Source organism: Staphylococcus sp. FSL H8-0121, assembly GCF_038008425.1.
In the GTDB taxonomy this organism is placed as follows: Bacteria; Bacillota; Bacilli; order Staphylococcales; family Staphylococcaceae; genus Staphylococcus; species Staphylococcus pasteuri.
Window position 1 is genome coordinate 186,616 of record NZ_JBBOZB010000002.1, and the last position, 26,286, is coordinate 212,901.

25 protein-coding genes are annotated in these 26,286 nt (G+C 30.1%); 11 read left to right on the plus strand and 14 right to left on the minus strand.

Annotated elements, in window-relative coordinates; all coding sequences use genetic code 11:
- Positions 1-214: 214 nt before the first annotated feature.
- From LFT63_RS06435 to LFT63_RS06450, 4 genes are all read right to left on the minus strand, one after another.
- The gene (locus tag LFT63_RS06435; protein WP_340768363.1) at positions 215-556 is read right to left on the minus strand and encodes a transcriptional regulator, SarA/Rot family; all 342 of its coding nucleotides are present in this window, start codon (positions 554-556) and stop codon (positions 215-217) included.
- Positions 557-980: 424 nt separating this feature from the next.
- Positions 981-1,301: a PH domain-containing protein gene (locus tag LFT63_RS06440; RefSeq protein ID WP_119623155.1), complete on the minus strand. Its 321-nt coding sequence runs from the start codon at positions 1,299-1,301 to the stop codon at positions 981-983.
- A 28-nt stretch (positions 1,302-1,329) separates the two neighbouring features.
- Positions 1,330-2,052, minus strand: coding sequence for a transcriptional regulator, SarA/Rot family (locus LFT63_RS06445; protein ID WP_046467137.1), 723 nt, complete (start codon positions 2,050-2,052; stop codon positions 1,330-1,332).
- Positions 2,053-2,092: 40 nt separating this feature from the next.
- On the minus strand, positions 2,093-4,066 hold the full coding sequence (locus LFT63_RS06450) for a helix-turn-helix transcriptional regulator (RefSeq protein ID WP_340768367.1): 1,974 nt from the start codon (positions 4,064-4,066) through the stop codon (positions 2,093-2,095).
- A gap of 624 nt (positions 4,067-4,690) precedes the next feature.
- Here LFT63_RS06450 and LFT63_RS06455 point away from each other — a divergent pair.
- Positions 4,691-5,473, plus strand: a complete 783-nt coding sequence (locus LFT63_RS06455) for a CHAP domain-containing protein (RefSeq protein WP_017636248.1) — start codon at positions 4,691-4,693, stop codon at positions 5,471-5,473.
- 434 nt (positions 5,474-5,907) lie between these two features.
- On the opposite strand, the gene nhaC is transcribed toward LFT63_RS06455, so the two are convergent.
- Positions 5,908-7,302: a Na+/H+ antiporter NhaC gene (nhaC, locus tag LFT63_RS06460; RefSeq protein ID WP_029055835.1), complete on the minus strand. Its 1,395-nt coding sequence runs from the start codon at positions 7,300-7,302 to the stop codon at positions 5,908-5,910.
- Positions 7,303-7,373: 71 nt separating this feature from the next.
- Positions 7,374-8,444, minus strand: coding sequence for an NAD/NADP-dependent octopine/nopaline dehydrogenase family protein (locus LFT63_RS06465; protein WP_029055834.1), 1,071 nt, complete (start codon positions 8,442-8,444; stop codon positions 7,374-7,376).
- A 388-nt stretch (positions 8,445-8,832) separates the two neighbouring features.
- Between LFT63_RS06465 and LFT63_RS06470 the strand changes: the two genes are divergently transcribed.
- From LFT63_RS06470 to LFT63_RS06490, 5 genes are all read left to right on the plus strand, one after another.
- Complete coding sequence (locus LFT63_RS06470; protein WP_029055833.1) at positions 8,833-9,276, plus strand: DUF4870 domain-containing protein; 444 nt, start codon at positions 8,833-8,835, stop codon at positions 9,274-9,276.
- 319 nt (positions 9,277-9,595) lie between these two features.
- Positions 9,596-10,096, plus strand: coding sequence for a CHAP domain-containing protein (locus tag LFT63_RS06475; protein WP_017636445.1), 501 nt, complete (start codon positions 9,596-9,598; stop codon positions 10,094-10,096).
- 151 nt (positions 10,097-10,247) lie between these two features.
- Positions 10,248-10,580, plus strand: coding sequence for a DMT family transporter (locus LFT63_RS06480; RefSeq protein WP_029055832.1), 333 nt, complete (start codon positions 10,248-10,250; stop codon positions 10,578-10,580).
- Complete coding sequence (locus tag LFT63_RS06485) at positions 10,580-10,894, plus strand: DMT family transporter (protein ID WP_029055831.1); 315 nt, start codon at positions 10,580-10,582, stop codon at positions 10,892-10,894. The genes LFT63_RS06480 and LFT63_RS06485 overlap by 1 nt, the downstream gene beginning before the upstream one ends.
- A 78-nt stretch (positions 10,895-10,972) precedes the next feature.
- Complete coding sequence (locus LFT63_RS06490) at positions 10,973-11,932, plus strand: 2-hydroxyacid dehydrogenase family protein (protein WP_029055830.1); 960 nt, start codon at positions 10,973-10,975, stop codon at positions 11,930-11,932.
- Between the two features lie 119 nt (positions 11,933-12,051).
- On the opposite strand, the gene LFT63_RS06495 is transcribed toward LFT63_RS06490, so the two are convergent.
- From LFT63_RS06495 to LFT63_RS06525, 7 genes are all read right to left on the minus strand, one after another.
- Positions 12,052-13,176: an FAD-dependent monooxygenase gene (locus LFT63_RS06495; protein ID WP_340768375.1), complete on the minus strand. Its 1,125-nt coding sequence runs from the start codon at positions 13,174-13,176 to the stop codon at positions 12,052-12,054.
- Between the two features lie 172 nt (positions 13,177-13,348).
- On the minus strand, positions 13,349-14,125 hold the full coding sequence (locus LFT63_RS06500) for an N-acetylglucosaminidase (protein ID WP_029055828.1): 777 nt from the start codon (positions 14,123-14,125) through the stop codon (positions 13,349-13,351).
- A 23-nt stretch (positions 14,126-14,148) separates the two neighbouring features.
- Complete coding sequence (locus LFT63_RS06505; RefSeq protein WP_017636451.1) at positions 14,149-14,397, minus strand: hypothetical protein; 249 nt, start codon at positions 14,395-14,397, stop codon at positions 14,149-14,151.
- Between the two features lie 142 nt (positions 14,398-14,539).
- A complete protein-coding gene (locus tag LFT63_RS06510) occupies positions 14,540-15,010 on the minus strand; it encodes a DUF1641 domain-containing protein (protein ID WP_017636452.1) in 471 nt (156 codons plus the stop codon).
- A complete protein-coding gene (fdhF, locus tag LFT63_RS06515; RefSeq protein WP_326002981.1) occupies positions 15,010-17,964 on the minus strand; it encodes a formate dehydrogenase subunit alpha in 2,955 nt (984 codons plus the stop codon). Before fdhF ends, LFT63_RS06510 begins: the two co-directional genes overlap by 1 nt.
- Positions 17,965-18,207: 243 nt before the next feature.
- Positions 18,208-19,158: an LCP family glycopolymer transferase gene (locus LFT63_RS06520; RefSeq protein WP_340768384.1), complete on the minus strand. Its 951-nt coding sequence runs from the start codon at positions 19,156-19,158 to the stop codon at positions 18,208-18,210.
- 174 nt (positions 19,159-19,332) lie between these two features.
- Complete coding sequence (locus LFT63_RS06525) at positions 19,333-20,124, minus strand: inositol monophosphatase family protein (RefSeq protein WP_119622623.1); 792 nt, start codon at positions 20,122-20,124, stop codon at positions 19,333-19,335.
- Positions 20,125-20,572: 448 nt separating this feature from the next.
- Here LFT63_RS06525 and LFT63_RS06530 point away from each other — a divergent pair, with 448 nt between their 5' ends.
- The gene (locus LFT63_RS06530) at positions 20,573-21,262 is read left to right on the plus strand and encodes a helix-turn-helix transcriptional regulator (protein WP_340768386.1); all 690 of its coding nucleotides are present in this window, start codon (positions 20,573-20,575) and stop codon (positions 21,260-21,262) included.
- Positions 21,263-21,570: 308 nt separating this feature from the next.
- Here the strand turns inward: LFT63_RS06530 and LFT63_RS06535 are convergent, their stop codons facing one another.
- Positions 21,571-22,305: a CPBP family intramembrane glutamic endopeptidase gene (locus LFT63_RS06535; RefSeq protein WP_017636457.1), complete on the minus strand. Its 735-nt coding sequence runs from the start codon at positions 22,303-22,305 to the stop codon at positions 21,571-21,573.
- 45 nt (positions 22,306-22,350) lie between these two features.
- On the opposite strand from LFT63_RS06535, the gene LFT63_RS06540 reads away from it, so the two are divergent.
- The 4 genes from LFT63_RS06540 to LFT63_RS06555 all read left to right on the plus strand — a co-directional run bounded on the left by LFT63_RS06540 (position 22,351) and on the right by LFT63_RS06555 (position 26,285).
- Positions 22,351-22,695, plus strand: coding sequence for a hypothetical protein (locus LFT63_RS06540; RefSeq protein ID WP_029055821.1), 345 nt, complete (start codon positions 22,351-22,353; stop codon positions 22,693-22,695).
- A gap of 186 nt (positions 22,696-22,881) precedes the next feature.
- Entirely contained in the window at positions 22,882-23,937 is a 1,056-nt protein-coding gene (locus tag LFT63_RS06545; RefSeq protein ID WP_017636459.1) for a MupG family TIM beta-alpha barrel fold protein, read from the plus strand.
- A gap of 3 nt (positions 23,938-23,940) precedes the next feature.
- Positions 23,941-24,828: an N-acetylmuramic acid 6-phosphate etherase gene (murQ, locus tag LFT63_RS06550; protein WP_017636460.1), complete on the plus strand. Its 888-nt coding sequence runs from the start codon at positions 23,941-23,943 to the stop codon at positions 24,826-24,828.
- 14 nt (positions 24,829-24,842) lie between these two features.
- The gene (locus tag LFT63_RS06555; protein WP_029055820.1) at positions 24,843-26,285 is read left to right on the plus strand and encodes a PTS transporter subunit EIIC; all 1,443 of its coding nucleotides are present in this window, start codon (positions 24,843-24,845) and stop codon (positions 26,283-26,285) included.
- Position 26,286: the final 1 nt, after the last annotated feature.

The window sequence follows — 26,286 nt, forward strand, 5'->3', positions numbered from 1 at the left end:
ATTCACTAACCATTAAATAAATCTCTTTTCTATTTAATAAACTTTCTTACTGATCAACATCTATCATTTCCTAGCTACCCTATTAAATGGAGCATATCATATAAATTTATATACTCCATTCCACTTCTCAATTCCAAAACCTACTTTTCCATTACATCAATCACCTGAATTTGAACCCTTAATATAAGAAATACAATATAATAAAACGAGTTACTTAGATATATTGTTCTAATTCATCAATGAGCTTTTTAATTTTATCTTTTTGTTCTTTAGTTACATATACTATAACTGTACGTTCATCATGAACACTTCTTTTTTTCGATAATAAATCTAACTCTTTTAATTTTTGTAATGCTTTTGTTAAGTAATATGGTTTAAATTCAGAACATGTCGCAATTTCTTTAGAAGAAATCTCAGTAGAACCACTTTTTAAGATATAATTCAAAATATAAATTTCCTCATAATTCAAATTATATTTCTTTTTAGTGTCTCTAAAGAACTTTTTCACTTGAAATGTAGCTTCTATTAAATCATTAATATTTTTTATTTTTGCCATTTTAAAAACCACTCCTCTGATGCACATCTTGTTGTAGCAAGGCTCACATAATTTCATCTAACTGAATTGAACTCCACCCATGTTACAAAGTTCATTTTAAACAAACAAGTATAAAAATTCAATAATTTTATTACTCGAATTTGCATTTATATATTTATTACTTTTCACAAACATTTATTTAACTTTATTCAAGGTTATTAAAATATGCATATCAAAATTTTAATACTTTTAATTATTGGTTATATTTTAATTATTTTATAATAACTATCTGATTAATTGACTTTTTAGAAGTAATTCCACATGTTTAAACTTTTAAAATAAAAAAAGCGATAAGCCAGAAAAAATTAAGAATTAATTTATTCACGGTTTATCGCTATATTAATAATTTTAATTCAGCTGATTTTGAAACTCTAAATTACTTTGATTATAATTTTTCTTTAACAAAATCAACAAAACTTTGTACATCTTTAGATTTAAAATCATGCATTGGAATTTTACCAATATTAAAATCAAAAGTGATTGTTTTACCATCATATTGTATATCATTAACTTCATCATACCCAATACTTCTATAATAAAATTGTCCATTCATATCTACATTCATTATAATTCTTTCTGAAGTAGCTATAAATGCACCTTCAAATTGTGACTGTCCTCTAACTTCGTAATCCATAATGCCTAATACAGAAGGCCCTTTTTTCTCTGTTGGAAATAAATCATTGGGATTTACATTATCTAAAATCATATGTTAACTCCTTCTATCACTTACTAATTTACAAGTTCTTCATTCCTTGTTTTAAAGTATTGTAACATGATTCAATAATAGAAAGTATTAAGGATGCTTTACAATCGTTCAATTTTAATATAATCGTTCTTTCATCTTCTAAACTACGTTCTTTGATTATATAGCCTTTTTGATTTAACTTTTTTATTATAGAACTTAAAGAAACTATACCTACTTGAGTTTTATATCTCATATACTTAACTGTCATTTTATTATCATTATTAAGTAATATTGCTAACAAATACACCTCTTCCAAAGAGAGATTATTAATCATTAATTGTTCATCCATATCATCAAGTACCTCACCACATTTAATAAAATATAAAATGTGGTTACTTACTCTCTGATTTATAACTATCTTTCGAGATTCTAGCATCTCATCAATTTCATTAAATAATAAATGAATTTTATTCTTCTGTTGTTCTGACATAGTAATAACCAATTTTCGTTGATCTTTGTCATCACGTTCTTTTGATATCCAATTGTTTTGATACAAATATTGCAACATTTTTAAAATTGAAAATTTCGATCGCTTATTATACATTTCGAGTTGGCTAATATCTATATGCTTATTTTCATCATATAAATATAATATAAAGTAGAGTAATTTAACATGATTTATAGTTAAATGGTATGAATATTTTAAATAATCATTAGCTAATTTAACTAACATATAGTGTGCTACAAAACAGTTCATTTTCACATATGACATGACATATCTTCCTCTCTACTAATCAGTCATGCATAATTAACTAAATCAATATTTTAATATGTGCTATTGTCATACTTGGTAATCGAATTAAGCTTTCTTCTATGTCTTTTTTAGTCATTTCGCCAATCCAATAAAGGTTCTCTATTTTCATTTCACTTACAATTGATTCATTATCGTTTTTCATTGGTTTCATAAATGTTTGATAATTAATCATGTTAATTTCAGCATGAGTGATTTTATTAATACTTGAGAAATTTAATTGAACTTGCTCAACATTTGGATTTTTGGAAATAGGTAAATCAAATAGTGCAATACATTGATATTCATTTTTATAATTAGTAACTAATAATTGTGTATCTAGATAAACTATATCCCCTCGTAGTTGATTAAAAATATTTAGCATAAATAAAATGGAATCTGACAATGAAATTTGAGATGACTGTTTTTCTTTCAAATCTAAATGTTGCCAATATAAATGAATAGATCTCATATTACATAGATGTTTAAATATATTTTTCAAATTTTTTAAATCAACTATATCAATAAGTTCTTTTGTTGTATTTGTAAATAAATTACTTATCATTAACTTATTTGGTTGCGCTAATTTGATTTTATCTGTCTGATTTATTGGAAGAATAATATAGTCAACGAATGTTTCAACTTGTTCAACTATTGCTAATTGTTCTTCATTAGGTCTCCATAGCAAAATGTGATTATCAAAATATGAATTTAAAATTTGCTTAAGTTCTTTTATTTCAAATAAACTTAATTCATGCATTAAAAATTCAATATTTTCATTTCTAAAGCGTCTTGATACTTGAAACAACGTATTCATAAATTGTTGTAATGCTATTCTTTCTTGCGCTGTAAAATACTTAGATTGTTTAGTTTTGATTTTATAAACAGGCGTCATATGTAGATCGTCCATTAATGTCAACAATTGAGTTATGTTATCTTCAAATATTTTTATATTTTGCATAATTAAGTCAAAATCAACGTCAATAATGAGATGTATCTCATTACTTCTATAATTCAATTTATTTTTTAATTTTAATAAATCAAAATGACTCAACGTCATTAATTTATTCATTTCTATATAAAGTTGATATGGAAAAATACAATTCTGTTTGTCTTGCGCAGAAAATTGAATATCACATTGTATAGATGTGTTATTAGAACCTTTCTCTATATTACGTATAAGTTTAAACACATTTTCGTCCAATTTAATTTCTTCAGTTTCATTATTTGAGATAGATGTTCCTATGTATTTCTTTCTAATTAATTTAGGAGTTTGTCCATAAGCTTCTTTAAAAAGTTGTATAAATCGAGAATAGTGATTAAACCCATGCTTACCAGCTATATCTTCAATAGGAAGATTCGTTGAAATAATATCTAATAAACAAAATCTAAGTCTAATATGATTTAAATATTGATTAAAACTATTGAATGGCGTATGACGAAACATTTCTGTTAATAATTGGCTAGGTATTTTTGTAGCAGACATGAGATCACTTTTAATAATTTTTTGTGAATGATTCTTAACTAAGTATTCATGAACTGGTTCAGCAATAAAAGATAATTTTTCATTATCATTAATATTTGAATCAACTGAACATAGTTCGATACACAAGTATTTAATAACTTTATCTATCGTCATGTATTGAGTTTGATTGATACATCTTAATTCAATTAGTTTCTTTAATAACCAAGATATTCTTGTATGATTTTCTGAATTAATTTCTCCACCTAATAAACTCGTCCCAGTAGTCATAAATCTCATAAAATCCTTTGCCGAAATTTCTATTAGACTAGTTATAGCTTGTTCTTCACTATTAATTTGATACAAATCATTAATCATAATAAGTGCAATGCTACCGGTTTGCATTTTATATCTTTTTAAGTTGATTAATATATCTCCATTCCCTTTCAACCAATAAACAAGTTTAACATTTGTCTCTTTACTATTATTAATAATTAAATTCTTGAAAACACGAATTGAATAATTTTCTATCATTTAAATTCCTCACGTTGCATATAGACATATTTCTAATCTTTATTTTGTCCCCATTTCTTTTAAATCTTTAAATTAGATAACATCTATCTTCTTACTTAATTGTATAATGATTCAAAAATTTATAGTAGCAATTTATTTTAATATTATATCAATTTTTAATTATATTTAAATAGCATGTTTTGAACTATATGTTACTTTATCCATATTTCTTAATATTTTATCACTGCTCATTCATCTTACTTTGATTCTAAAATATGCACGTTAGTCAACGTATGATTAAAAGAGGTTGTCTCACACTTAAAAATTTTGTTTATACTTTTCATCTATATTCAATTTAAATTTTCTGTAAATTTACAGATATGTAACACATCATTTTGTAACTTTTTTAATATATTTGATAAATAGCTTAACCACCATATTTATGTGCCTTTCATGTACTATTATATTAATTTTAAATTGTGTAACAATATTAGCATAAAATTACAAATCAATAACAAGGCACACAAATTCACTTTTTTTTGGTAAAGTATGTCTTGTCGTTAACAAACGAAATAAAACTTACATAAACTATAGCATTAATGCTATTTAAACTTTTTAAACATATTTTAGGAGGATATTTATCAAATGAAAAAAATCGCTACAGCTACAATCGCAACTGCAGGAATCGCTACTTTCGCTTTTGCAAGTCATGATGCTCAAGCAGCAGAAAATAATAACGGGGGCTACAACCCAAATGACCCAAGTTCATATAGTTACTCATACACAATCGATCAACAAGGTAACTACCACTACACTTGGAAAGGTAACTGGAGTCCAAATCAAGTAAACCAAAATAATAGCTACGATTATGGTTACAATACTCAAGCTTACAATTACAACAATAATAATTACAATAGTTATAACAATAATTACAATAGCTACAAAAATAGTTATGATTACGGCTATAATACACAAGCTTATAATCAAAACAACCAACGTACAGGTGGTCTTGGTGCTAGTTACTCAACTTCAAGCAGCAATGTACATGTAACTACTACTACTGCACCATCATCAAACGGTGTATCATTATCTCAAGCATCTTCAAATGGTGGTAACTTATATACTGCTGGTCAATGTACTTATTACGTATATGATCGCGTAGGTGGTAAAGTTGGATCAACTTGGGGCAATGCTAATAACTGGGCAAATGCTGCTGCAGCTGCAGGTTATACAGTAAATAATAAACCAGCTGCTGGTTCTATTTTACAAACAACTCAAGGTGGATATGGTCACGTTGCATATGTTGAAAGTGTAAATAGTAATGGTTCAGTACGTGTATCTGAAATGAATTATGGTCATGGTGCTGGTGTTGTTACTTCACGTACAATCTCAGCTAGCCAAGCCGCTTCATATAACTACATTCACTAATCAATTTTAAATATTAATAAAAAGAGACCGAACTATAAGTCACTTTCTAGTGATTTCATAGCTCGGTCTTCTTATATTATATTAGTGCAACTATTATTTACTCATCAAAAATGTCGTAACTTATCATTCGACATAGTCAATAACCAAACGAACCAGGTAATATCAATATATCTCACCTGGTTCTTTGATTATAAACAAATTCAAATAAATTTCTTGATTAGTCTTTCTCATAATAATTGGCAATTTATTAATATGTTGTTTAAAAGAATTCGTTTAGTCTAATATTTCACGGTTAAATTCCGCTACAAAACTTAACCCCTACTCTAATTAGAAGGATATTTATCATAGTTAAAACATAATGAAGATATAATCGCTACAATTTATACCTATGTAATTGTTTTAACGTATTTATTACTTTCCACTTATTTATTAATTTAAACTTCATTTTTATTAATTTTTTTAATTCCTATTCCTGTAAAGCCATATATCACTGCTATAATTGCGCAAATGTAACAAGGAACTGTCCAAATAAAGAAGTCATTAACATTTACATTTAATTGTTGTGCATAGTATATACCTGAAGTACCCCAAGGAATTAAAGGTAACACCATTGTACTTGAATCTTCTAACGTTCTTGATAACACAGTTTGTGATAATTGTCTTTCTTCAAACATTTCTTTCATTAAAACGCCAACCATAATGATGACGATAGAAGCTACACCTGCCGCAAAAACTAACATAAGACAACATACAACTGTTATTAAAATCAGTGTCCCTACTGAATTAACACCCTTAGAGACAGTTTTTAACAATACGTCTAAACAACCTGTTCTTTCTACTATCCCCGCAAATGCATAACCGCAAAATATCGTAACTATAATTTCGGTCATACTCATCATACCGCCTTGCTCAATAAGTGCTTTAACATTATTCGACACATGGCTATGATTCGTCATTGTATGGCTAAAGCCATTAAATGTCGCTTTAAATCCATCAACAATATTGAAATGATTATTAAATGTACCGACTAATAATGCACTTAAACTTGATATTAACATCGCAGGTACTGTAGATATTTTACATAGTAAACAAATGATTATAACAATTAAAGGAATCCATACAAATACATTGATATGATATATCTTTGCAAGTTCATGTAGTAATTGTTCAATTTGTTTAGGATTAGTTTGACTATGGTAGCGTAATCCAGCAAAAAACCAAACAATTAAACCTATGATTGATGCAGGAATTGTTGTCCACATCATCGATTTGATATGTGCAAAGATATTCACCTTTGTAACTAAAGCTGCTAAATTGGTAGTATCAGAAAGTGGCGACATTTTATCACCAAAAACAGCTCCAGCAATAATTGCACCGGCAGCCATACCACTATCAATGCCTAATTGATTTCCTATTGATATTAAAGCAATCCCTGCAGTGGATGCAGATCCCCAAGCAGTCCCTGTTGCTACTGAAGTAATTGCACTAATTATAAAAGCTGATACTAAATAATAACTCGGATTTAAGAAATTAAGACCATAATAAATGAGTGCCGGAACTGTACCTGAAAACATCCAGCTACCAACTATAATACCTACTGCTAAAATGATAAATATAGCTGGCATTGCTGTATTTAAACGCTTAGAAATTCCTTCTTCCAAATCTTCCCATCGTAAGCCTACACGGTATGCAATACAAGCTGCATATGCAGAAGAGATCAATAACAATACTTGAATAGGTATGTTAAATATTACAAAACCAGTAGTTACTACTATTACCATAACTATAATAGTAGATATCGATTCTAAAAAAGTTGGTTGTCTTTTCATATATTTTCCCCTTATCTATACTTTTCTTTTTGAAACAAGACCTCTTTCCTTTCAATATTTTTGACATGTAATTATTCTAAATCTAATTTATCTAATCCTAATTCTTCTACAGTTAAACCATCTTCAAAGAAATCACGTTCTAATATAGTAGAAGCAATGACAATGACTGCATCTATATTAGGTGTAGGTACATCTATGACACGGCCTAAACTTGACCATAGCACTAGACCATATGCAATATCCTCTGTCAGATATCTATTTTCCACATGATTAGGACCTGGAATTTGAGAAAATACTGGACTGGTATTAAATAATCTATTTAATGGTTCGTCTTCATCTTTACGTTCTAAATACCCTCTTTGAATTCTTGATTCTTTAGCGGTTTCTAACTCAAAACCTAATTTACGTCCTAAATTTAAACGTTCTAATTCAATGCCATGAAGTAAACGTACCGTATGTTTTGTTATTCCTTCTTTATATAATGAGAACTCTTCTGCATAATCTATACGACCTACATTTAATAAAGTTGGTCCTGGATGAACTTCGGGGTTACCATTTTCTAAATTAGTTTTAAGTAAACTTTCTTCTTTAACTAGGTTTGGATAAATTTCTGATACTTTATCATAACTATCATTCAATTCTTCTCTGTTAAATGTTGAGAAATAAACTCTACGTACGTTTAAAGATAAATCAACGCGTGCTTCATTAAAGTCAACACGAGTCCCATATGTTAATGTATTCGCTTCTGCAAAATTAGGCATAACATCAATATGTCTGTCTTCTAATACATTCATAAAACGAATAGATGCCATAGAAGCTGCAATGTTAAAGAATATTAATTGATTATTTGTCACATGATAAGACATCACTTTTGCATAATATTCTATAAATGAAGAAGGAATAATAACTTGAATAATTTCTGCATCTTTCATTACATCTTCAATATCATCACTAATATTAGTGAATTCTATAAATTTTTCTTCGCCTTCATTATTAAAATCAAACCCACCACGTTCAAATGCTTTATTGAACTTTTCAATAGATTGATTTCGGCAATATAATTTAACATCATGCCCTTTGTCTACCATATCTAAAGCAGCTGTTACTGCACCATTACCTGATCCAATAATTGCAATTTTCATATAAAAACCTCTTTCTTATTTATATTTCATTAAAAAGGTGGAACTAAAATGGCTTTATAAAAAGTTATCCTAGTCCCACTCTATACCTTCGTAAATCATTAATAATTTTACATTTCTACATTATAATTGTTAATACAATATGATTAAACTATTTATTTAGTTTAGTCATCATTTACATATTAAATTTATATATAAACTTAGGTTACAGAATACTTAATGACGAAACTAATAATTTTATATATCCTATTTTAAAATAAATAAACCTGTAGATAGACGATAAGACAAAACATGTTATTATATAAACTAAAAACTTATTTATTAATTTATAAACATTTGATATAGTAAATATGTAATAAATTTAATTTACATATAAAACGGGGGTATTCCTATGGCAGAACAATTTCAAGATAATGAAATATCTGATCAAACGTCTCAAATGGTTGATTCGAACGATGAAGATTCACGTCTTATGTCTATGCTAATATATCTACTAAGTTTATTTAGTGGCATTATTGGACCGATTATTATTTGGGTTATTAAACGTAAAGAATCTAAACTTGTTGATAAAGCTGGTAAGAACTATTTTAATTTTGCTATTTCGTATACTATTTGGACAATCATTCTTACAGTAATTATGTTAATACCTTTTATTATCGGTTTAAGTATGAATAATGATACTGCCGCAATAATTGGCATCATCTTCTATATTGTTGGCATAATTGCATTATTAGTTCTATGTTTACTATCATTTATTTTTACTATCATTGCATGTGTAAAATATTATGGTGGTAAAGAATATTTAATTCCTTTAAGCATAAGATTTTTCAAATAATTTCTGGATAGTTTATTACAACCTCTTGTAATATATGTTTTTTAGAAATGTTACTTATATTAAAAAAATATATTAACAACGCCTTTGGAAGCGTTAACTATATTTATTACCATGATTTTTGTTTATTACAACAAGAGTCATGGTTTTTTTAATTTAATTACGATAGTGTAACAACATACACAAAGTCATTGATATCTGTTAAAGTTACTCTTGTCGTAAAACGATTAAAACTTAAATTGGTAAATGAAGATGATATTTGGATCGCTACACCATATCACTTTACATATTAATACCAAACAAATTCGGGAGGATATTTATCATGAAAAAAATTGCAACTATTACTACATTAACAGCAGGCATTGGCGCTGCATATTTCGGTACAACATCTCATCATGCAGATGCTGCTGAATTTAATCAACCAAATAATCAATCATATAATACAACACAGACTTCAACTACAACTACTACAACATCTACTACTACACAGAACTCTTCATCTGGTAATTTATATACTGCTGGTCAATGTACTTGGTACGTATATGACAAAGTTGGTGGAAAAATTGGTTCAACTTGGGGAGATGCTAGAAATTGGGCATCAGCAGCACAACAAGCTGGTTATACAGTAAACAACACACCTAAAGCAGGATCAATTTTACAATCATCAGCTGGCGGCTACGGTCACGTTGCTTATGTTGAAAATGTTAGCAGCGATGGATCAGTTACAGTTTCAGAAATGAACTATAATGGTGGACCTTTCTCTGTTAGTACACGTACAATCTCAGCAAGTGAAGCTGGTTCATACAACTATATCCATATCTAGTATTGATAGTAATTTGAATAATGAATACAAACTTGTAAATGATTAATTAATCATTTACAAGTTTTTTTATGTTATAACACTTACATTTTGCCTCTTATCACCGATTTTGAGAGAATAGATTTATTGTTATTTTATTAGGAGGAATACGATATTGAAATGGTTAAAAGTCATTTTAGCAGGATTAGTAGAAATCATATGGGTTACTGGTTTGAATAACGCTGATTCATTTATTAGTTGGTTAGTAACACTTATTTTTATATTTTTAAGCTTCTATCTTGTGATTGATACTACTAAAAGCTTACCTGTAGGTACTGTATACGCTTTTTTTGTTGGTATAGGAGCTGCAGGTACAGTTATTGTTGATATGGTCTTTTTCAATCAACCTTTTACATTTATTAAATTATTTCTAATTATATTATTAATATTAGGAATTGTCGGTTTAAAACTTTCAACGAATGAAGATGTTGAAGGAGGTCATCAATAATGTCATGGATATATCTCATCATCGCTGGTTGTTTAGAAATTACTGGCGTTGTATTTATGAATGAATGGTCTCGAACTAAAAATAAAATATTTATGATTTTAATTGGGATAGCTTTTGTCTGTAGTTTTAGCACATTGAAGCTTTCAATGACTGAAATACCTATGGGTACTGCTTATGCTATTTGGACAGGCATTGGTACAGCGGGAGGTACTATTATAGGTATGATTTTTTATAATGAATCTAAAAATGTGTTTCGTATTATTTGTATTGCTATGATATTAGCTGCTGTAATCGGATTACGATTAATAAGTTAATTTGACCTATTCTTATAGTTGAATTAATTGTTAAGACTCGTATCTTTTTATATACTGTTGATAAAAGGAGTGATTAGGATGGAAAAGGTATTTATCGCAGGTGCAATTCCAGAAGTTGGATTAGAACTTTTGAAAAAGCATTTTGAAGTAGAAATGTATGATGACGAAGGTTTAATAAGTAAAGAAGCATTGATAAATGGTGTTAAAGATGCAACAGCATTAGTAAGTTTACTATCAACAAACGTTGATAAAGAAGTTATTGATAGTGGTAAAAACTTAAAAATCATTGCAAATTATGGTGCTGGCTTCAACAATGTCGATATTGACTATGCACGTGAAAAAAATATCGATGTTACAAATACGCCGAAAGCTTCAACTAACGCAACAGCTGATTTAACAATTGGTCTTATCTTAAGTGTTGCGCGTCGTATCGTTGAAGGTGATGAATTATCTCGTACTAAAGGATTTGATGGTTGGGCACCTTTATTCTTTAGAGGACGAGAAGTATCTGAAAAAACTATTGGTATTATAGGTTTAGGTGAAATTGGTGGTGCAGTTGCAAAACGTGCCCGTGCATTTGATATGGACGTGTTATACACTGGGCCTCACCGTAAAGAAGAAAAAGAAAGAGATATCGGAGCTAAATACGTAGACTTAGATACTTTATTGGAAAATGCAGACTTCATTACTATAAATGCTGCATACAATCCTGATTTACACCATTTAATTGATACTGAGCAATTTAAGAAAATGAAATCAACAGCTTACTTAGTAAATGCAGGACGTGGTCCTATCGTCAACGAACAATCATTAGTACAAGCACTAAAAGATAAAGAAATTGAAGGCGCTGCTTTAGACGTTTATGAATTTGAGCCTCAAATCACTGATGAATTAAAAACATTAAAAAATGTAGTACTAACACCTCATATTGGTAATGCAACATTTGAAGCAAGAGATATGATGGCTAAAATTGTTGCTAACGACACTATTAAAAAACTTAATGGCGAAACGCCTCAATTTATTGTGAATAATAAATAATGGTAATTAAAAACAGCAATCAAGCTCATCAAAGAGCTTGATTGCTGTTTCTCTTTTCTTAATAACTTTATGTCTCTGACACAAGTACTGCTAATCTAATAAAATTCTGAAGTAACTCTTTATTTTTCTTTAGATTTATAAAGAAATTTAGTTTGATTAGAGGCAATTTTATTAGGTAATATCTTCATAACAGTATTTCTAGCCTTAACCATTAATCTATTTTGATATTGAGCTATTTTACCGATTTTGCGTGATTTTTTAATCACTTTAGATGTATGATTGACTCTTAATTTATCATAACGTTCTAGTGCTTTAGTAAAATCATATTCTTTTAGACAATTAGCTAATACAATTGCGTCTTCCATTGCTTGGCCTGCACCTTGTCCCATATTTGGAGTTGTAGCATGTGCAGCGTCACCTAATAAAATAGTACGTTCTTTTACAAAGGATTTGAGTGGTTTCATATCATAAATATTGTTTAATATAATACCAGTTTCACTTTGTTTATCTAGAATATGTCTTACTTCATTTGGGTAATGGTTAAAACGCGCTTGTAAATGTGGTTTACCAAATGATTTGTATTTAAGATCATTTTCTTTGGTATTAATTGTTATAAACCAATACGCTTGATTGCCTACAAGAGGAACAATACCTACTCGACCTTTTCTACCCCAAAATTCTTTTGCTACAAATGGATCTTCTAATTGGACATCATCCACTAAACCACGAAAACATGTATAACCTTGATATTGTACTTTACTTTGTTCATCTATAGTATTTTTCACAGTGGAATGAATACCATCTGCACCAATACACAAATCAAATGCTTCACTTTCCTGTTTAATAAAATGTAACGTCACCTTTGAGTTATTATTATCTATTTTAGTTACATTATGATTTAAGTAAATACTGTCAGGTTCAACGTACGATTGAATAATATTAATTAGTTTTTGACGAGATAATGTCACATTAAGTGTATCTTGTTTAAGAAAAGCAGTCATTAATGGATTATTTTGTTCATCAAATGTTTTCATTGCTGTTAAATTTTGACCTGCATTTTTAATACCTTTAGCTAAATCGTGATTATGTAATTTTTTAATCACATTATCGCCAATACCTATCCCAGCACCTATTTCTCTAATAGCGTCGTTCTTTTCATATACTTTAACTTGATGACCTTGTTCTTGTAATAGTGCAGCAGCAGTTAATCCACCAATACCTGCACCGACGATTGCGATTTTCATATGATTCCACCTCATCATTGTGATTCTAATATATTTTATCATATCTCAAACTTTAAAAAAATTCGGTCCTTACAACATAAATTTCAAATTTCACAAAAAAGGAAGTATACTACATCATTACAGATGAATAGTAACTTCCTATCTAACGTTAATCTTTTGTATTTGAAACCGACTATAAGTAAAAATCTTTTCTAACTTTATCTTTTTTTATACCAAATTGTTCGTAATATTTTTTCATAAACTTGGCAATATTATCTGCCCAATGTATATCACTAGCATATTGATTTTGTCCGGGTTCTTGTGGATTCCATCTCATTTGATACAAAGAAATTTGCTGATTTTCAAAATATTGCTTTCTAACAAATTTTGCACCACCTAAAATAGCCTTTCTAGGTGAATTCCAATCTTGCTTTTTAGCATAACTTTTACCAGTATGCACTGCATTTTCATCGAAAGCACCTATACCATAAAAGTTATAATAACGATGTTTACCATCTTTAATGCCATGAGCTAAATCTGATTGTCCATTACCTGTTTCAATAATAGCATGACTGATTAAATAAATAATATTTACTTCGTATTTATCTTGGGCATCTAAAAAGCTTTTTCCTTGTTTTTCTAATATACCTTTACCTTTTAGTATCTTATTTACTTCCGCTTCCGACATAGGAACCTTTTCAGATATGTCCATGTATTTTAGTTTATTATCACCACGGTGAATTGACATTGCTTTTTTAATATCAGATTCATTCGCCTTTTTAAATTCACCATTTTCTTCTTTTGTATTTAGAACACCTTTATTTTGTTGTCTTGATACTGCTTCATTAAATGAAACACGTTTATCATTGTTAAATAAATTAGTATCGAAAATAATATACAAAATACCAAAAATAATAATTAGTACAATGATAACTAATGTACTCAAGCGGGCTTTACTCATATTTTTCATTTATTCAAAGCTCCTATTTATAACTATTTAGATAATACGAAATAAGCAACGACAATTGCCACGACAACTATAAAGAAAGAAACATTAATAGCAATCTTCATTCCTGTTTTATCTCTGAAGAGTACATTAAATATAACTAAGCTAATAGCTAATGACACTGCAAAAAAAGTAATGGCTAACACTAATTTCAACATAATTAAAAAGATAATACCTATCACTAATAACACGTTGGATACAATTGCCATTGCTTTTAATATATTAGGATTTATCATACGACACCTCTATTCTTTAAAATAATATTTAATATACATGATACATGATTTTTTAAATTTCTGTCGACATAAAGAAAAGAGATCAGAACATCATAGGAGAATATGCTTATCCTAGATAAAATGTTCTGACCTCAAATGTTAATTAGTCTTCTCGAGACATGCCTTTTAATAAGTTTAGCATGTATGTAAGACTACGATTCATATCATCATCTTTTAATACACCCATTAAGCTTCTAATCGTTGTTTTAGAGTTAGGGCTTGCTTGATTTGCAACATGCATACCTTTATTAAGTTTATTAAGCATTTCACTTAAATCTTTAACATTTAAGTCTCCTAATAAGAATACTAATGATGCCATATTTGAAAGTAATCCTGTATAAATGTCTTTATTAAGTTCAACAGCAAATTTATTAATAATTACTTGTCTACCTTTAATACCACCATTTAATGCATCTAATATTTTCGCTTCATCTAATACTTTAACTAATCGTATGGCTTTTAAGATACTGTCTTTGTTTTCAGATATAGCATCCAATACTTCGTTAAGACTTTCTGCTTTAACTTGTTCGGGTGACTTTTGCATACGTTTGATTTCAGTTATTCTTTCTGCCATTAGTCATTCACCTGATTTCCCGGGAAAACATAGTCCTCACGATCCCATTTTTTATCAACTCTAACACTGTATTGTGGATTACGTTGTTTATCTACACGGAAGTTAGTTGGATTCAATGGTGACTTACCACGTTTAGAAATCACTTCCATGCGAGCGCTAGTTCGTTTATATGATGGTGTATCTGTTTCAGGATCCACATCACTATTCGTAAGTGCATTGATCGCACCCATAGCACCATTTTCAAGGGCGTCATTATTTAATGGAATATAAATTTGTTTGCCGCTCACTCTATCAGTAATATGTGCTAATAAAGTAGCTTCACCTGATTCAGAAATGAATTTTAATTCTGCGCCTTCATGAATACCTCGATCTTTAGCAAGTTCTGGTGAGATTTCAACAAATGCGTTAGGCATTTTATATTTAATCATTTCAGTTTGATACGTCATATTTCCTTCATGGAAATGTTCTAATAATCGACCGTTATTAACGTGAAGGTCATAAACTTCATCTTCTTTAAAGTAATTATCAAACGTTAATGGATAAAGTTTAGCTTTACCATTATCAAAATTAAATCCTTCTAAATAAAGTAATGGTTCATCTGTGCCATCTTCATGAACTGGCCATTGTAAACTATTGAACCCTTCTAAACGCTCATAACTTACACCTGAATATAAAGGTGTTAAACGCGCAATTTCATCCATAATTTCGCTAGGATGTTGATAATTCCAATTAAAACCTAAGCGATTAGCAATAAGTTGGAAAATTTCCCAGTCAGGTTTAGAATCGCCTTTAGGTTCTAAAGCTTTATATAAACGTTGGATACGACGTTCTGTATTTGTGAATGTACCATCTTTTTCTAATGATGGGCTTGCAGGTAGTACAACATCAGCATATGTCGCTGTATATGTTAAAAATTCATCTTGAACTACCATAAAGTCTAATTTTTCGAAAGCTGCTTGAACGAAATTGATATTTGAATCAACGATACCAGTATCTTCACCGTATAAATATAGTGAATTGATTTCACCATTATGAATACCTTCAATCATTTGGTGGTTATCACGACCTGGTTTTTTATTTAATTCTACGCCATATTCTCTTTCGAATTTAGCACGAACATCATCCGCTTCAACACTTTGATAACCTGTAATTTTGTCTGGCATACTACCCATATCACTACAACCTTGAACATTATTATGTCCACGTAATGGATAAGCACCTGTACCTGGTTTACGATAGTTTCCTGTAACTAATAATAAATTAGAAATAGCAGTACTTGAATCACTACCGATATCTTGTTGCGTAATACCCATTGCCCAACAAATAGATACTGATTCAGCTTTGGCTACTTCATTAGCAAATTTAATTAAACGTTCTTTTGGAATACCAGTTGTTTCTTCTGCAAATTCCATAGTGAATGTTGATAATGATTCATAATACTTATCAAAATCATCTACCCATTCATCTAAAAAGTCTTTGTCATGTAAATCATGGTCGATGATATATTTTGTTACTGCACTTAACCAAACTAAGTCAGTTCCTGGTTTAGGTTGATAGAATTCATCAGCACGTTCAGCCATTTCATGTTTTCTAATATCAAACACATGAGATTTTTGGCCAAATAGTTTTTGTGCACGTTTCATACGTGACGCGATAACTGGATGTGCCTCTGCAGTATTTGTACCAATAAGTACAGTCATAGCTGCTTTTTCTAAATCTTCAATACTACCAGAATCTCCGCCGTGTCCAACAGTTCTAAATAACCCTTTTGTTGCTGGTGCTTGGCAATATCTTGAGCAATTATCAACATTGTTTGTACCAATAACTTGTCGTGATAATTTTTGCATTAAATAAGATTCTTCATTAGTTGCCTTAGACGAAGAAATAAATGCTAAATGGTCTGCATTATATTTTTCTTTAATTTTAGTAAAGTTATCAGCGATTACATTTAACGCTTCATCCCACTCTACTTCATGGAATTGTCCATCTTTACGTACTAAAGGTTTAGTCAAACGTTGATCTGAATTAATATGGCCCCATGAGAATTTACCTTTAACACATGATGCAATTTTATTTGCTGGTGAATCGTGTGAAGGTTGTACTTTTAATACTTCTCTATCTTTAGTCCATACTTCAAATGAACATCCAACACCACAATATGTACATACTGTTTTAGTCTTATTGATACGTTCTTTACGCATTTCTGCTTCAGAATCTGAAATGGCAAATAATGGTCCATATCCTGGCTCAGCCTTTTTAGTTAAATCAATCATAGCAGCTAATGAACCTGGCTCTGTATCAGTCATATAACCAGCATTACCTTCCATATTGACTTCCATCATTGCATTACATGGACACACTGTTGCACATTGACCACAAGATACACATGAAGATTCATTAATAGGAACATCATTATCCCAAATTACTCTTGGGTGTTCTCTATCCCAATCAATACTAATTGTTTCATTAACTTCTATATCTTGGCATGCCTCTACACAGCGTCCACATAAAATACATTGGTTCGGATCGTAACGATAAAATGGACCATAATCTTTTTCATATGGCTTTTCTTTATATTCATAAGTTTGATGTTGGAGCCCCCACTCATCCATCGTATTATGAATTTCACAATCACCGTTGTTATAGTCACAAACTGTACAATACAGCATATGTTTTTCTAAAATACGATCTAACGCTTCTTTTTGAGAAGCTTGAACATGGTCTGTTGTTGTATTAACTGTCATTGGTCTATCAATTGATGTTCCACATGCTCTTTCAATTTTGCCATCTATTTCTACTGTACAAGTATCACAAGTTTGAATTGGTCCCATTGATTCGTTATAACAAATCGCTGGTACAAATGTATCTCTTGAACGTATGAATTCTAATAAATTGGTACCTGGTTCAACTAAATAATCTGTTCCGTCAAGGGTAACGATTAAATGTTCTTTCATACTTTCACCCCATTATATATTTTTCCGTAATTGCTAACGTCATTTTCTTTTATTCTTATCCAACTACATGTCCCACATATATGAATAGATAGAATCATATTAATTGTATAACTTAAAACATACAATGTTAAGGACTTTTTACATTTTAATATAAAATTAAAGCTTTTGAGAATTGCAAAAAAAGAACAATGGTATTAACTATTAACACCATTGTTCTTTATTAATTGAAATTATGAATTTTTATTACATATTTAGATTTTCTTTTAATAAATTAGCATTTTCTTGAAGAGAGCTATCGCTTGGCACAAAGTAATATAATCCATCGTCTTGTATGCCACCTTGTCCATCTAGTTGATGACGATTAACTGTATCATTTGCATCTTTATATTTACTTCTAATAGTATTCAGTTCACCTAATGATAAATCTGTCTTCACATTTTTTTGGATTTCATTCATTAAAGATGGGAAGTGTGCAATAGAAGATGCGCTAGTCATTTTATTTGCCATAGCTTCTAATATCAGTTGCTGACGTTCTTGACGTCCGAAGTCACCACCAGCACCTTCTTCTTTACGACTTCGAATAAAGCTCATTGCTTCTTTTCCATTTACGTGTGTTTTCTTTCCTTTTTCAAAATGAACGCCATTAGTTGTAAAAGTATCATTGCTGACAACATCTATACCGCCAAGTGTATCAATCATATCGTGTAATCCGTCCATATCAATGGTTGCATAATGATCAATAGGTACATTCATTAATTTTTCTAATGAATTGATAGACATACTAGGCCCACCATAAGCATAAGCGTGCGCTATTTTCTCTGTTGTACCCTTTCCTACAATTTTAGCTTGTGTATCTCTAGGAACACTAACTATTTCAGTTTTTTTCTTTTCTGGGTTAATTGATAATATCATAATCGTATCACTACGAGAGCCGCCACCCTGTGCATTACGTTCAGCATCTGAATCTACACCAAATAGTGCAATTGTAAATGGATCACCATTTTTTAAATTAACCTTTCCATCTCTCAAGTGAGAATGGTCTCTATCTAAAGGATTATGTATTTTATCGCCAGTGATAAAAATTTTAGCAACGACATAAATCACTGCTACTAAGGCTAAAATAAATAATATTCCGATAAACCAAACTAAAATTTTTGCGGGTAGACTCATTTTATTTTTTTCTGATCTGCGCACACCCATCACTCCTTTTCCTTAACTGTGTCACATACTACATACCTTAATTATTATATAATAGAAAATTAATTTTACTATACTTCTAAAGTCTTATTATACAAAAATTAATTTAAAAGAATAATCTAAGTGTCAAATATGGACATCATATAGTGATGAGGCAATATATTTATAATATTACTTTCCGTATCCAGAACCACTATTTAAAATTTCAAGGACTTCTTTATAACATCCTTCATTACTTATAATAAATGGCGCTGCAGTTGATAAGTCTATTTGTTTGCCATCCAATGAACTCATTTTTAAACCAAGTTCTTTTGCAAATAAGAATTGAGCTGCGATATCCCAAGGTTTAGGATTAGTATTGATATGTGCACCAAATTGACCTTTAATCACTCTTAATGAATCTAAACCACATGATCCTATAATTCTATGTCCAAAGGATGCCTCATATAATTCATGCATTGTTTCATCATTCAACACTTGTGTATTAAATGATAGAATGGCATCTTTTATATCTATGATTGGCGGGGCTAATAATATTTGGTTATTATCATATGCACCTTTATTTTCAATCGCTTTATATAAATGTCCATGTGGATAATCATAGATATATGATATTTTAGGTTCTCCATCTACGAAATAACCTAGAATTATACAATAATCTTCTTGCTGTTTAACTAAATTCGCTGTACCATCTATAGGATCCATAATCCATACATGGCCTTGCCTAGGATCAATCCCTTCATTGCTCTTTTCTTCAGCAAATAATTGATGATCTGGTAAGTGGTTACTTAAAAATTGTTGAAATTCATTTTGGATTTGCTGATCAACATTCGTCACTAAATCAAATCGATTTAATTTTGTTTCAGTATGCATATCAAAAATTAATTTAGGGATAATATTGTCTATATTTTCTAACCATTCTGTAACCATTTGATCTATATCATTTAGTTGATAATTAGTCATCTATAACACCTCTTTATTTTTTTCTATTTATCATTGTATGTTCAAATTTTATTTAAAAACTATAATTCATTAAAATCTACTCTAACATAGTCATAATATATTGTACTTAAAAATTTTAGTCCTACATTAACATTATTGACATAAAAAAAATCGGCTAGTCTTATGCTAGCCGACAAATAGAAAGGAAAGTAAGTAATAAATATTGAAGATGTTTTAGTGTAACTCGAACGATTATCAGCTACCTGTTATATAGCTCTACCCCTTTGTTAATCGCTCCCCCTGTTACAAATAATATATTAACATAAACTTTTTCCGTTTGTAAGCGTTTTCTAAAATTTTTTTGAGATATTTTTCACTTTTTATTTCTAAAATAAGCTACAAATGTCATTATTGTCGCTTATATGATATAATTATTGTAATATGTAATGTTTATTGGAGGTGACTTTCATTGAATAAATTAGAACGTCAAAATCGACTGATACAAGAAATTCAGCAAAGTAATAAGATTACTGCTTCTGAATTAGCAAAAAGATTTAAAGTTTCAAAACGTACAATTCTTAGAGATATTGATGATTTAGAAAATCAAGGTGTACAAATACATGCATCACATGGCAGTCAAGGCGGCTATAAAATTCAAGAATCACAATCAAAAATTGCGCTAACTTTAACAGATGCTCAACTTTCTGCATTATTTCTTACTTTAAATGAAAGTCAATCTTATTCAACTTTGCCCTATGCGAAAGAAATTCAGGCTATTTTGAAACAATGTTTAAGTTTACCGCAAACACGTATACGCAAATTATTAAAAAAGATGGACTATTATATAAAATTTGAAGACACTACTCAGGTTACATTACCCAATATTTTTTCTGATATTTTAATATACTGTTCTGAGCGTAAAGTGATGCTAGTAGATTTTTACGAAGAAGATCGAACTGTTGCTGAAAATGTAATCTTTATTGGATTGTTGTGTAAAGATGGTCAATGGCATGCTATCGTATTCGAAATTGGCTTAGGTTCCACTAGAGAACTTTTAATAAGAGATATACAAGACATTTCTTATTCATTTGAAAAAACAATTAAAACACAAGATATAACAATTGATAACTATCAGCAATTTTTATCAGACCCCATCTGAAATATAAAGAACCACTCCTAATTTTATTAGGCTAGTGGTTCTTATGCACTAGCTTTAGCTAGTGTAATCCTTTATTTCACTCCTAATTCATTAGAGGTACTTGCACTTTAGTGCGTAGTAACTCTTATGCATGAACTCTTTAGTTCATGCGAACCTTTTGTTCTTAATAGCTTATTGCTATTAAATAAGTCATACTAATTTGTTACACAAAAAGTATGACTTTAAATGATTTCTATAACTATCTCACTAGGCGACAATATACATATAGCCTGTGACATCTTTTATGTCACAGGCTATACTTCGTTTTTCTAATAAACAATAAATAGCGTCCATATAAATGATATGAGGTTATTTAATATGTGAATGGTAATTGAGGACGCTAAATTTCTTTTAGCTTTTAAATAACTAACCACCAATATAATTGCTAATATAAAGTATGCCCCAAATTCAAATGGTGATTTCGCACCACTAACATGTATTAAAGTAAACGTTACTGCTGAAATAATCCCCATAAAAATAAAATTAAACTTCTTACCTAACTCTCCGATAAGAATATGTCTAAACACCAATTCTTCAACAATAGGTGCAACAATGACAATTAAAAGAAACGCTATAGGTAAAAATAAAGGTATTTTGAATAATTGATCAAGTGCTAATTCATTTTGCGTTTCACTATACTGTAATGACTTCGGTAAAAATTGCATCAACCACTCATAAAGCGATGATGCCCCAAGTGCTATAAGCAACATGGCAATTAATAATATCCAATGCTTTTTTACATAATTAATTCCATTATTAAATCTTTTGGAAAATGATTTTAAATGCATTAGGTAAAAACTTAAAATTGCAATAATATAACTCATCACTTGTGCAACAGTCGCCATCATTGACTGCATTAATTTATCTGGGTGAGTATAATGTATATTTAATATCCCAAAACCTACCATAGAAAATATTATCAAACCAATGAAGATAATTGGTATTAATAACAAATCTCTCCACGCAATATCTTTAAAACGATACCCTTTATTCGAAAGTTTCATATTATGTATCCTTTCTTTTTATCATTATATCTAAACGGAGGCTTTATGAATTCACAAGAAACATTTACCCACATAGAATTAAAATTAACTCAACTCATTATGATAACTGAAAAATTAAAGTATTATATACTTTTTAATCATAACAAATTCGAGACCACATTAAACGAATTTACCACTTTACTCATTGAAGAATCTCACTGGATGAACTCACAATTATCAGATCAATTTAAACCTACTGATCCAAATTTAAACAATTATAAAAACTTAATCACCTTTCTCAACGAACATCCTTTTAACATTACAAAAAATGGAGACAGTTGCCAAACCATCAATCATTATCAATTAATGATTTTCGACAGTTTAACTTATTATAAATCTTATACCAATTAAAAAACTTCTTTCTCTACAATATTTAATGAATACACATTAACCTCTAAACAACTATTTATTTTAATTTTTATTGTTTTTTAATTTTTTTGTAAAAATTTTATACTTTATTCTAATATGCAAATTGTAAATTAATAATATTAGCGTTATAATCGGATATGATTAAGCAATTATTTGAGGAGGATGATCATGCTTGGTTTCTCGGTATCTATAGGACATAGATTGAATGAATCTTATATTCTATCAATGGTATCTCAGGGATACGATACCATTTTTACTTCCCTTCAAATACCAGAAGAAGATGATCAATTTAAACTGTCGCATTTGGGAGAATTGTGCCAGTTATTATCGCAATATTCAATCACTTTTATTATTGATGTAAATCCTTCTTTACTTAATCACCACTTTTACAGTTTATTAGATCAATTCTCAAACGGGGAATTTGTTATTAGAATTGATGATCAACTTAATGTGAATCTTATTCTTGATATTCAAAAAAGAGGATATCAATGTTGTATTAATGCTAGTACAATAACGCATCATATATTATCTACTATTTATAGTAATCCAAATATTCGAACACTTATTTATTGTCATAATTATTATCCTAGACCTGATACAGGATTAAGTTTGTCATCACTTCAACAGCAAAATAATCTTATTCATTTGTTCGATCCAAATGCTAAGATATTTGCTTTTATTCCTGGAACAAACTTAAGAGGTCCTCTATACAAAGGCTTACCTACAATAGAAAATCATAGGCATGAACATGCTTTTCAAGCTGTACATGAACTACAGCTAACTGGTATTAATACTATCGTTATTGCTGACAATGGTTTGGAAATCAATTTAGCTAAACAACTTTATCAAATATTTGTTCAACATCACTTTGTATTGCATATCAATAATGTCGAAAATAATGATAATCATTTATTAAATCTATTATATGCAAAACACCATGTAAGAATTGATTCGCCCGAACATGTCTTACGTTCTCAAACATCTAGATTAATGGTGAATCAGAAAATTACACCTATTGGTATCGAACAACGTTTGCCTGGAGATATTACTATCGATAACCACCTCAATGGTCGTTATGAAGGTGAACTTCAAATTATTAAAACATCTCTTCCAGGACATTCAAATATCAATCGTCTTGCACGTATTTGTAAACAAGATCTTCCTTTTCTTAAAATCATGCAGCCAGGCGATACTTTTGAATTTATATGTTTAAAGGAGACATAAGCATTGAATGATTTAACAACTGAATCACGTAACGCACAAACAATGCATTTAGATGAAATGTCAATTCAAGATGCACTTAAAACAATGAATCAAGAGGATCAATTAGTTCCTAAAGCTATAGAATCTATTATTCCAAAGTTAACAAACGTTATTAATGAGTCAATTGCAAAATTTAGCCAGCACGGTAGATTGATATACATTGGTGCAGGAACAAGCGGTAGATTAGGTGTACTAGATGCTGCTGAATGTGTACCCACTTTTAACACTTCACCAAATGAAGTAATAGGTATTATTGCTGGAGGCCCTAAAGCGATGACAAAAGCTGTTGAAGGTGCCGAAGATAATGAAGCGCTAGGTCAAAAAGATTTAGAGAATATTGGTTTAACTGAAAATGATATGGTTATAGGTATTTCTGCAAGTGGGCGCACACCTTATGTTAAAGGTGCTTTAACTTATGCTAACAAAGTGGGTGCTACTAGTGTTTCAATCTCATGTAATACAGACAGTAAAATGAGTAAAGTAGCGCAATATGCATTAGAAATACCTGTAGGTCCGGAAGTACTAACAGGATCAACACGTTTAAAATCAGGAACGGCACAAAAACTCGTTCTCAATATGATTTCTACAATGACAATGATAGGTGTTGGCAAAGTTTATGATAATTTAATGGTAGATTTAAAACCAACCAATCAGAAATTAATTCACCGTTCAATACGCATCATTAAAGAAATATGTGATTTAAATGACGAAGAAGCAAAGTTACTCTATGAAAAAGCCGATAAAGATATTAAAACTGCAATTGTCATGAATTTAAGTGACATAACCAAAGATGAAGCACAACAAAAATTACTACAACATAATGGAGTGATTAAGCAAGCCATCAAAGGTTAAAGGAGGCTAATTCCATGAGTAAAGAAGAACGACTTGCTCAAGAAATTATAAAAGCTGTAGGTGGCATCGAAAATATACAGCGAATAATGCATTGTATGACTAGAGTTCGATTAACTATCAATGATTCAAGTATTGTAAATTACGATAAACTACATCAAATTGAAGGTGTCATGGGGATTGTCGAAGATGATCATCTTCAAATTATTGTTGGTCCAGGTATTGTTAATAAGGTCGCTAATAAAATGGCTGAATACAGTCATGTACCATTGGGTGAAGACATCAATCATTCTGAAAATCAAAGCTATAAATCACAAGCTGAACAACTTGCTAACGAAAATAAAAAGCATTATCAAAATTCAAGAAAGCAAAGTAAATGGCAACGTATTTTAAAGTCCATTTCTAACATCTTTATCCCCTTAATCCCGGCATTTATAGGGGCAGGTTTAATCGGTGGTATAGCTGCAGTATTAAACAATATGTTAACTGCGCACATGATATCTGGAGATTTCATGAAACAACTTGTTACCGTATTAAATGTTATTAAAGATGGTATGTTAGCTTACTTAGCCATTTTCACTGGGATTAATAGTGCTAAAGTTTTTGGTGCTACACCAGGTTTAGGTGGTGTTATAGGAGGTACAACATTATTAACAGGTCTAACCGATGAAAATCCTATAAAAAATATTTTCACAGGAGAACCTCTTGTTGCTGGTCAAGGTGGAATTATAGGTGTTATATTTGCCGTTTGGATCTTAAGTATGATTGAGAAGAAACTACATAAAGCAGTACCAGAATCAATAGATATTATTATCACACCCACCCTATCACTACTTACCATTGGTTTATTGACGATATTTATAATAATGCCAATTGCTGGTTTTATATCAGATGGTTTAGTGCATGTTGTGAATTGGGTGATTGACGTTGGTGGTATCTTTAGCGGATTTATTATTGGTGCCTTTTTCCTTCCATTAGTCATGTTAGGACTTCATCACGTTTTTACACCAATCCATATCGAGCTTATTAATAGTACTGGCGCAACCTATTTACTACCTATCGCTGCAATGTCTGGTGCTGGTCAAGTTGGTGCTGCCCTTGCTTTATGGGTACGCTGTCGTCATAATCAACCACTTAGAAATACTTTAAAAGGCGCATTACCCGTAGGTTTCTTAGGTATAGGGGAACCATTGATTTATGGTGTAACGTTGCCACTCGGTAGACCTTTTTTCACTGCATGTCTTGGTGGCGGTATTGGCGGTGCTGTTATTGGAGGAATTGGTCATATAGGCGCTAAAGCTGTTGGACCTAGTGGCTTATCTTTATTACCTTTAATCTCAGACAATATGTATCTAGGTTATATTGCTGGTTTAATTTCAGCATATATAGGTGGCTTTATCATGACATTTTTATTTGGAACTACAAAAAAAATGAGAAACTCTAACAAACTGGGTGATTAAA

Coding starts and splice junctions, on each gene's coding strand:
- LFT63_RS06435 (WP_340768363.1), bottom strand. CDS start 556: ATGGCAAAAATAAAAAATATTAATGATTTAATAGAAGCTACATTTCAA.
- LFT63_RS06440 (WP_119623155.1), bottom strand. CDS start 1,301: ATGATTTTAGATAATGTAAATCCCAATGATTTATTTCCAACAGAGAAA.
- LFT63_RS06445 (WP_046467137.1), bottom strand. CDS start 2,052: ATGTCATATGTGAAAATGAACTGTTTTGTAGCACACTATATGTTAGTT.
- LFT63_RS06450 (WP_340768367.1), bottom strand. CDS start 4,066: ATGATAGAAAATTATTCAATTCGTGTTTTCAAGAATTTAATTATTAAT.
- LFT63_RS06455 (WP_017636248.1), top strand. CDS start 4,691: ATGAAAAAAATCGCTACAGCTACAATCGCAACTGCAGGAATCGCTACT.
- nhaC (WP_029055835.1), bottom strand. CDS start 7,302: ATGAAAAGACAACCAACTTTTTTAGAATCGATATCTACTATTATAGTT.
- LFT63_RS06465 (WP_029055834.1), bottom strand. CDS start 8,444: ATGAAAATTGCAATTATTGGATCAGGTAATGGTGCAGTAACAGCTGCT.
- LFT63_RS06470 (WP_029055833.1), top strand. CDS start 8,833: ATGGCAGAACAATTTCAAGATAATGAAATATCTGATCAAACGTCTCAA.
- LFT63_RS06475 (WP_017636445.1), top strand. CDS start 9,596: ATGAAAAAAATTGCAACTATTACTACATTAACAGCAGGCATTGGCGCT.
- LFT63_RS06485 (WP_029055831.1), top strand. CDS start 10,580: ATGTCATGGATATATCTCATCATCGCTGGTTGTTTAGAAATTACTGGC.
- LFT63_RS06490 (WP_029055830.1), top strand. CDS start 10,973: ATGGAAAAGGTATTTATCGCAGGTGCAATTCCAGAAGTTGGATTAGAA.
- LFT63_RS06495 (WP_340768375.1), bottom strand. CDS start 13,176: ATGAAAATCGCAATCGTCGGTGCAGGTATTGGTGGATTAACTGCTGCT.
- LFT63_RS06500 (WP_029055828.1), bottom strand. CDS start 14,125: ATGAAAAATATGAGTAAAGCCCGCTTGAGTACATTAGTTATCATTGTA.
- LFT63_RS06505 (WP_017636451.1), bottom strand. CDS start 14,397: ATGATAAATCCTAATATATTAAAAGCAATGGCAATTGTATCCAACGTG.
- LFT63_RS06510 (WP_017636452.1), bottom strand. CDS start 15,010: ATGGCAGAAAGAATAACTGAAATCAAACGTATGCAAAAGTCACCCGAA.
- fdhF (WP_326002981.1), bottom strand. CDS start 17,964: ATGAAAGAACATTTAATCGTTACCCTTGACGGAACAGATTATTTAGTT.
- LFT63_RS06525 (WP_119622623.1), bottom strand. CDS start 20,124: ATGACTAATTATCAACTAAATGATATAGATCAAATGGTTACAGAATGG.
- LFT63_RS06535 (WP_017636457.1), bottom strand. CDS start 22,305: ATGAAACTTTCGAATAAAGGGTATCGTTTTAAAGATATTGCGTGGAGA.
- LFT63_RS06540 (WP_029055821.1), top strand. CDS start 22,351: ATGAATTCACAAGAAACATTTACCCACATAGAATTAAAATTAACTCAA.
- LFT63_RS06545 (WP_017636459.1), top strand. CDS start 22,882: ATGCTTGGTTTCTCGGTATCTATAGGACATAGATTGAATGAATCTTAT.
- LFT63_RS06555 (WP_029055820.1), top strand. CDS start 24,843: ATGAGTAAAGAAGAACGACTTGCTCAAGAAATTATAAAAGCTGTAGGT.